Below are 6,263 nucleotides of genomic sequence, written 5' to 3' on the forward strand. Positions count from 1 at the left end.
GGGCGGGGGAGTCAGTCCCTGGCGGGCGCCTCGGACATGGCCCGGGCCACCTCGTGCAGCAGCTCCGGGATTCGGGGCGCGTTGCGGGCGACGCGGTCCCAGGCGCGGGCGGTCTGGTCAAGGCGCTCCCGCGTGGTCGGCTCGCCGCCTCCCTGACGGGCCGTGCGCCGGTCCTCCCGGCGGAAGGAGGCGGTGGCCGCCCAGAAGGCCGCGGCCACCAACGGGCGGAACACGCCCCGGCCGCGCACGTCGAGCACGGCCTCCACCGACCAGCGGCCGTCGGCGGAGACCGAAGGGGACAGCCAGGCGCTGACCCGGGCCAGGGAGTGCGTGGCCCGCACCCGGGCGGGAGGGGTGTCCCGGCCCCGCGCGAGGGCCTCGTACCAGGCGCCCGTGTCCACCTCCAGGGTGCCCTCGGCCGACCGCAGCCAGGCGCCGCGCCCGGGTAGCCGCACCCGCGCGTTCCAGGTGAGCAGTCCGGCGGCGGCGTCGTGGGTGACGGTCCCCCACGTCACGGGGGCCTCCTGCGTGCCGACGGTGTCGGGCATCGCGAACTCGGCCGAGGTGGTGCCCGCCTCGTCCCAGGAGGTGAGGGTCACGCCCGTGCCGCTCCAGCCCTTCTCCTCGTCGTCGGCGGGGTCCACGGGGACGCCCTCGGGGGACAGCTCGGCGATGAGGTAGTGGCTGCGGGGGGCGAGGTGGCGCCCCCGCTGCAACTGGAGGGAGGGTTCGCTGGCGGCCACGGCGAGCTCGTCGGCCTCGGCCGGTGCGCCGGCGCCGCCCCCTCGCAGTTCCTCGGCTGCGCGCCGCTGATCCTCGCGCAACCGATCGGCCTCCTCGCCGTCGAGCAGCCCGAGTTCGTCGGCCCGCCGGTCCAGACGGGCCCGGGTCGGCGCGTCGGGGGTCAGCAGCCAGCCCCGGCCGTCGAAACGGCAGCTGCGCGCGACCTCGTGCAGGGCGGCGACGATGCGCTCGACCACCTCCCTGTCCACTGCGGTGATGTCGAAGGTGTGGCTCAGGCGCGGCACGGCGTCTCCGGGGTCGTGGTGCGGTTCACGTCTGCGCGGCGGCCAGGGAGCCGCGCCTACGCGTGCCAGCGTACGCACCCGCGGCGCCCGCGGGGCCCGCGGACCGGTCGGGAAGGCCGAGGGCCCGCGCGTCGGCTCCCCGGTGCGGCGGCCGGTCGTCGGACGCGTCACCACGGATCGCCCACAAACGTTATCGAACACTTGTGCGCACCGTCGCCGTCTCGGCACAATGGCGGGCATGACCAGGTACGTCGCGCTGCTGCGCGGAATCAACCTCGGCGCGCACCGCCGCGTCGCCATGGCCGACCTGCGCTCCCTGCTCGCCGGGCTCGGCTACGGCGACGTGGCCACCCACCTCCGGAGCGGCAACGCGGTGTTCGGCGCCGAGGGGACGCGACCCGACGCCGTGGCCCGGCGGGTGCGGGAGGCCGTCGACGCGGAACTCGGGCTCGACGTGCCGACCGTGGTGCGCACCGCCGGGCAGTTGCGCGCCGCGGTGGAGGCCAACCCCCTCACCGTCCCCGACCCCGCCAAGTTCCTCGTCCTCTTCTGCTCCGGCGCCGTGGACGCCGCCGGACTGGCCGCGCTCGACCCGTCCGCCCACCCGCGCGAGCGCCTGGCCGTGGTGGGCGAGCAGGTCTACACCCGCCACGAACTGGGGCTCAGACACGCCAGACTCCCCGACCTCGTGGCCCGGCACGTCGACGGGACGGTGACGGGCCGCAACTGGCGCACGGTGCTGCGCCTGCTGGAGATGGTCGAGGGCTGAAGCCGCAGGTCCGGGGACCGCGCCGCCGCCCGGGTCCCCGGCACTGTCCGAGAGGAGTCCTCGGCGGCGTGTGCCCGCCGCCGCGACCGAGTGAAGGGGTGGTGCCCGTGCCGATGCGGTGGACCGTGATCCTGCGAGATCTGGCGGACACGGCGCGGCCGATCCGTCCCGAGGACTGCCACGGACTGCTCAACCGCTGGTGGCCCCAGTCCCCGGAGGAGCACGCGGCCGCCAAGCGGTGGGCCATGAACGGGTGGCCCTCACCCCTGGGCGACCGTCTGCACCACTGGACGCTCACCTGGCTGGACGACGACGTCCCGCCCCCGCTCGCACCGGAGGAGCTGGTCGGCGACCCCCAGCGGATCGGCGACCACCTGCTGGTGCCCCTCTCGGTCACCCGCACGTTCGACCGGACCTACGGTCAGATGCTCACCGAGCCGCGCGGCCCGTCCGCGGTCCGTTCGGCCGAGGTGCGCAGCCGCACTCCCGTGGTCATGACCACGCGCGACGCCGCTGGTGAGCGCATCCCGCACATCTGGCCCACCCCGCGGCGCCTCTTCGGCGCGGTGCACCGTTCGGGCGGCGGGATCGTCGGCGGCAGCGGGGCCGTGGGCGCGGTGGCCCGGTTCGCGCCGTCCGCCCTGGCCGAGCCCTGGCTGGAACTGGTGTTCGGCGGGCTGGCCCGGGTGCGCCGCGAGCCCCTGCCCGGAGAGGAGGTGCGGCTGACCGAGCACCAGCACGCCGACAACCGCACCGTGCTGGGCTGGCACGGCGGGCTGCGGCTGGACCTGGCCGGGGGGGAGCGCCGCCACGCCGACGCCTTCGCCACCCTCCTGGAACTGCTGGAGCTGACCGGAGCGGGCAAGTACACCGCCCAGGGCTTCGGCTCCGTGCGGGTGGACACGGTGACCAGCGACCAGCCGTCCGCCCGGGTGCCCGCCCAGCGCCCCCGGCGGACCCCGCACCGGGTGCCCAGGCGCGCCCCGCGGCGCGTCGGTGAGACCCGGGCGCACACCGTCGCCGAGGAGGAGTTCGGGGGCGCCCTGTTCGACTGACGTCCGCAGGAGCACCCCCGCTGGTCGGGGCCGGCGGCCGTACCGGCGCCGGGTCAGGCCGTCGGCTCCCGCCCCCGTCCACGGGGCGGGAGCCGACGGCGTGCGCTCACGGTGAGGGGGCGCGCTCCCGCCCGGCCCGGTCCGCTCCCCGGTCGCGCAGGTCGCGGGCCAGGCCGCGCAGATGCGGCACGAGGTCCTGGGGGGTGAGGGGTGCGCCGCTCGCGGCGGCGGGAACGGACGCGTCGCGCCCCGGAGGCGCAGTCGTCTCGGACGTGTGCGGGGTCATCGGGGAACCTTCCGTGCCGGGGCGGTGTGCGTGCACCCAGCTCTCTCGGACAGCGCCGCGCGCCCGGGCGGAAGGACGCGCGGGAGGATGCCCCGGTCCCGGGCCGGACGGCGCGCTGTCCCCGGAGCGGGCGCTTCGTGCCGGGGCGGGGCACGGCCCCGCGGACCCGTACTGGTATCGCTTGGTATCCGGTGCGTCGTGCGGCACCGTCCGAGAGAGGTCAGCAGGCGTCGCACGGCGGCGCCGCGTTCCCGCACGTCCCGCCGATGGAGGAGCCCGACACGGTGACCTTCGCCCCCGAGCAGCACCGGCCCCCCGGTGCTCCGACGCGCCCGGGCGGAACGCCGTCCAGCGGTGTGGTGGTCGGTGTCGACCTGCGCGGCATCCAGGCCTACGTCTACAGCGGTCGGCGCATCCTGGACGCGGTGGGGCGTGCCGCCCTCGTCGCGGAGCTGACCGACACCTCCGACGCCGAACACGGGATCGCCGACCTCGTGCCGCCGGACTGCGTGGTGCTGCGCGACGCCGGAGGGGCGCTCACCGCGGTCTTCCCGGACGCGGCCTCGGCGCGCGGGTTCACCGCCCGCTACACCCGCAGGCTGCGCGACCGTGCCGGGGACCTGACCCCCGTGGTGGCGCACGTGGCCTACGGTCCCGGTGCCCCGGGGGCCGACCGCGCGCCGGACGCCGACACGGCGGCGGCCGCCGGGGTGGACGAGGCGCTGGCCCTGCTCCCGGCGCGGCTGCGGGAAGCGCGCCGACACATGTCGGCCCTGCACACCCCCGCCCACGGGTACGGGATCACCGCCGTGTGCTCGGTCAGCGGCGGCCCCGCCGAGTCGGTGGACAGCAGCCGCGCCCAGGACGACCACCCCGACGTGCGCGAGAGGGTGGCCGCCGACGTCGCCCGGGCCCGGGGGATCGGCCGCCGCTGGCACCGCGCCCACAGCCGCGACTGGCTCGCCGACGCCGTCACCGCCTCCGGAGCCCCGGCCCTGACGCTGCCGATGGAGGTGGACCGCCTGGGCCGCGACCACGGCGGCCTCAGCCGCGTCGCGGTCGTTCACATCGACGTCAACGGTCTGGGCGCGCTCCTGGGCGAGTACCGCGAACGCGCGGGCGACCCGGCGGTGCCTGGTTCGGGCGCCTTCGCCCAGCGCCGCCTGTCCACCCGCATCGCCGGACTCACCGAGGGGCTGGCCCGCGTCCTGGTGCGCGCGGTGGCGGCCACCGTCCACGCCGGACCCGGCCGGCGCCCCCTCATCCCGGGGTCCGGCGCCGCCGCGCCGATCACCCTGCACCACGAGCCGCCCGGGCCCGTGTCCCTCCCGGTCCGCCCCGTCGTGGTCGCCGGAGACGACCTGACCGTGCTGTGCGACGCCCGGCTCGCCCTCAGCCTGGTGCGCTACGCCCTCGACTGGCTGGACGCCGACCCCGGGCGCGTCGGCGACGACCGCGACCCCCGGGTCGGCCTGCACCGCGCGCTGGCCGAGGCCCACGGCGGCCGCCCCGGCGGCGGGCGCACCGTGGTCGCGCCGGGAGGCGCGGCGCACACCACGTTCGTGCCCACGGTCGGGGTGGGCGTGGCCGTGCAGCCGGTGGGCGCCCCGCTTTCGCTGGGCTACGACCTGTGCGAGGCGATGTGCCGCCGCGCCAAACAACACCGTCTCCAGGCCGCCGAGGCCGACCCCGGAGCGGGCGACGAGCACGCCGTGGCCTGGACGACCCGTTCCGACGGCGTCGGACGGGTCCTGCGCCACCTGGACCGGGCCCGCCGGGCGCCCGTGCAGCGCACCGCCCAGCCCCTGACCGGAACCGGGTTCGCCAGCTTCCTGGACCGGTACCTGTCCGCGACCGCCCCGGGCAGCCTCCTCGCCGACGGGGGCACCCGCCAGCGGGGCTGGCTGGTCTCCTCGCTGGTCCCCCTGCTGGAGTCGGGCGCCGATCCGTCGCACGAACTCGCCCGCCGCGCCCACGTGACGGGCGGGCCCGTCGACCTGCCCCGCGACTGGACGCCCGGCGGCCTGCTCGACGCGGTCGAGGTGATGGACCTGCACCTGGACCCCGGGCTGGCGGCGGCCCTCGCCCCCCACCGCTCCCAGAGGCGGGCGGGGAGCCAGGGCCCGCCCGCATGGGCGGCCCGTCCGCGGGGCGCGTTCCGGTGAGCCGCCCGGACCGCGTCACCGTGTACCTGGCCTCCCCCGCGCTGTTCGTCGGCGCCAGCGCGGACGGCACGGGCGCGGACACCGACGTGGTCACCGACGAACACGGCCTGCCCCACCTGCCCCGCCACCGCCTCGCCGCGCGGCTGCGCGCCGGCGCGGTCAGCGCACTGGCGGTGGCGCCCGGCCTGGCCGGGGTCTGCGACGAGGTCTTCGGCCGCGGGGGTTCGCACGGCGCGGACCGGATGCTGCGGGTGGGACACGCCGTCCTGGACGACGGAGTGCGCGCCGCGGTCGCCCGTGCGCTCGCCGGTCGGGCCGAACCGCTGCGCTCCACTCTGCGCCGCGCGGTCACCGACGCCTACACGACCCTGGAGTCGGGCATCGCGGTGGGCCCGGACGGTGCTCCCGAGCCGGGCCGCCTGCGCACGCACCGCGCACTCCTGCCGGGCCTGACCCTCACCGCCGCGCTGACCTGGGCCTCCCCGCCGGGGGAGGAGCACTGGCGGCTGCTGGCCCGCGCCTGCCTCGCCACCACCCGTATCGGGTCCCGGGGCACGCGCGGCCGGGGCCGGGTGGACGTGCGCCTGGCCGGAGCCGGTGGCAGCGACCCGCACGAGGTGACCCTGAGCCTGGCCGCGCCGGTGAGCGGCGGCCGGGAACGGGAAGGTACACCCCCATGAGACTCCGTTCCCCCGGCACGGCGCTCACGGAGGCGGGCACGTGAGCGGGCTCGCGGTGAGCGGCTACCTTCCGCTGCGCTACGTCCTGACCGACACCCTCGCCGTGCGCACCTCCTTCGATCCGCTGCGCGTGGACTCCGAGCACTCCGTCAGCGGTCGCGCCCAGCGCGGGATGCTCGCCGCCGCGCTGCGGCGCGCCGGCCTCGACCGCGAACTCCACGACTGGGTGGTCCGCGGCGAACAGGTCCGCTTCGCCCCCGCCCACCCCTTTCTGGAGCGG

At 77.4% G+C, this 6,263-nt stretch carries 6 protein-coding genes and 1 pseudogene; 5 read left to right on the forward strand and 2 right to left on the reverse strand.

What is annotated here, in order from left to right; translation table 11 throughout:
• Positions 1-11 precede the first annotated feature (11 nt).
• On the reverse strand, positions 12-1,028 hold the full coding sequence (locus tag ABD54_RS24725) for a hypothetical protein (RefSeq protein ID WP_047871946.1): 1,017 nt from the start codon (positions 1,026-1,028) through the stop codon (positions 12-14).
• A gap of 229 nt (positions 1,029-1,257) precedes the next feature.
• Between ABD54_RS24725 and ABD54_RS24730 the strand changes: the two genes are divergently transcribed.
• A complete protein-coding gene (locus ABD54_RS24730; protein WP_047871947.1) occupies positions 1,258-1,797 on the forward strand; it encodes a DUF1697 domain-containing protein in 540 nt (179 codons plus the stop codon).
• 113 nt (positions 1,798-1,910) lie between these two features.
• Positions 1,911-2,852, forward strand: coding sequence for a CRISPR system precrRNA processing endoribonuclease RAMP protein Cas6 (locus tag ABD54_RS24735; protein WP_200904192.1), 942 nt, complete (start codon positions 1,911-1,913; stop codon positions 2,850-2,852).
• 106 nt (positions 2,853-2,958) lie between these two features.
• Here ABD54_RS24735 and ABD54_RS24740 read toward each other — a convergent pair whose 3' ends face one another.
• Complete coding sequence (locus ABD54_RS24740) at positions 2,959-3,138, reverse strand: hypothetical protein (protein WP_047871948.1); 180 nt, start codon at positions 3,136-3,138, stop codon at positions 2,959-2,961.
• Between the two features lie 266 nt (positions 3,139-3,404).
• Between ABD54_RS24740 and ABD54_RS24745 the strand changes: the two genes are divergently transcribed.
• From ABD54_RS24745 to ABD54_RS24755, 3 genes and pseudogenes are all read left to right on the forward strand, one after another.
• Positions 3,405-5,303, forward strand: a complete 1,899-nt coding sequence (locus tag ABD54_RS24745) for a hypothetical protein (protein ID WP_235432185.1) — start codon at positions 3,405-3,407, stop codon at positions 5,301-5,303.
• On the forward strand, positions 5,300-5,983 hold the full coding sequence (locus tag ABD54_RS24750; protein ID WP_047871952.1) for a hypothetical protein: 684 nt from the start codon (positions 5,300-5,302) through the stop codon (positions 5,981-5,983). Before ABD54_RS24745 ends, ABD54_RS24750 begins: the two co-directional genes overlap by 4 nt.
• Before the next feature lie 40 nt (positions 5,984-6,023).
• Positions 6,024-6,263, forward strand: a pseudogene (locus ABD54_RS24755) (hypothetical protein); the annotation flags it as partial.

Origin of the sequence: Nocardiopsis sp. RV163, assembly GCF_001029525.1 — a bacterium.
In the GTDB taxonomy this organism is placed as follows: Bacteria; Actinomycetota; Actinomycetes; order Streptosporangiales; family Streptosporangiaceae; genus Nocardiopsis; species Nocardiopsis dassonvillei.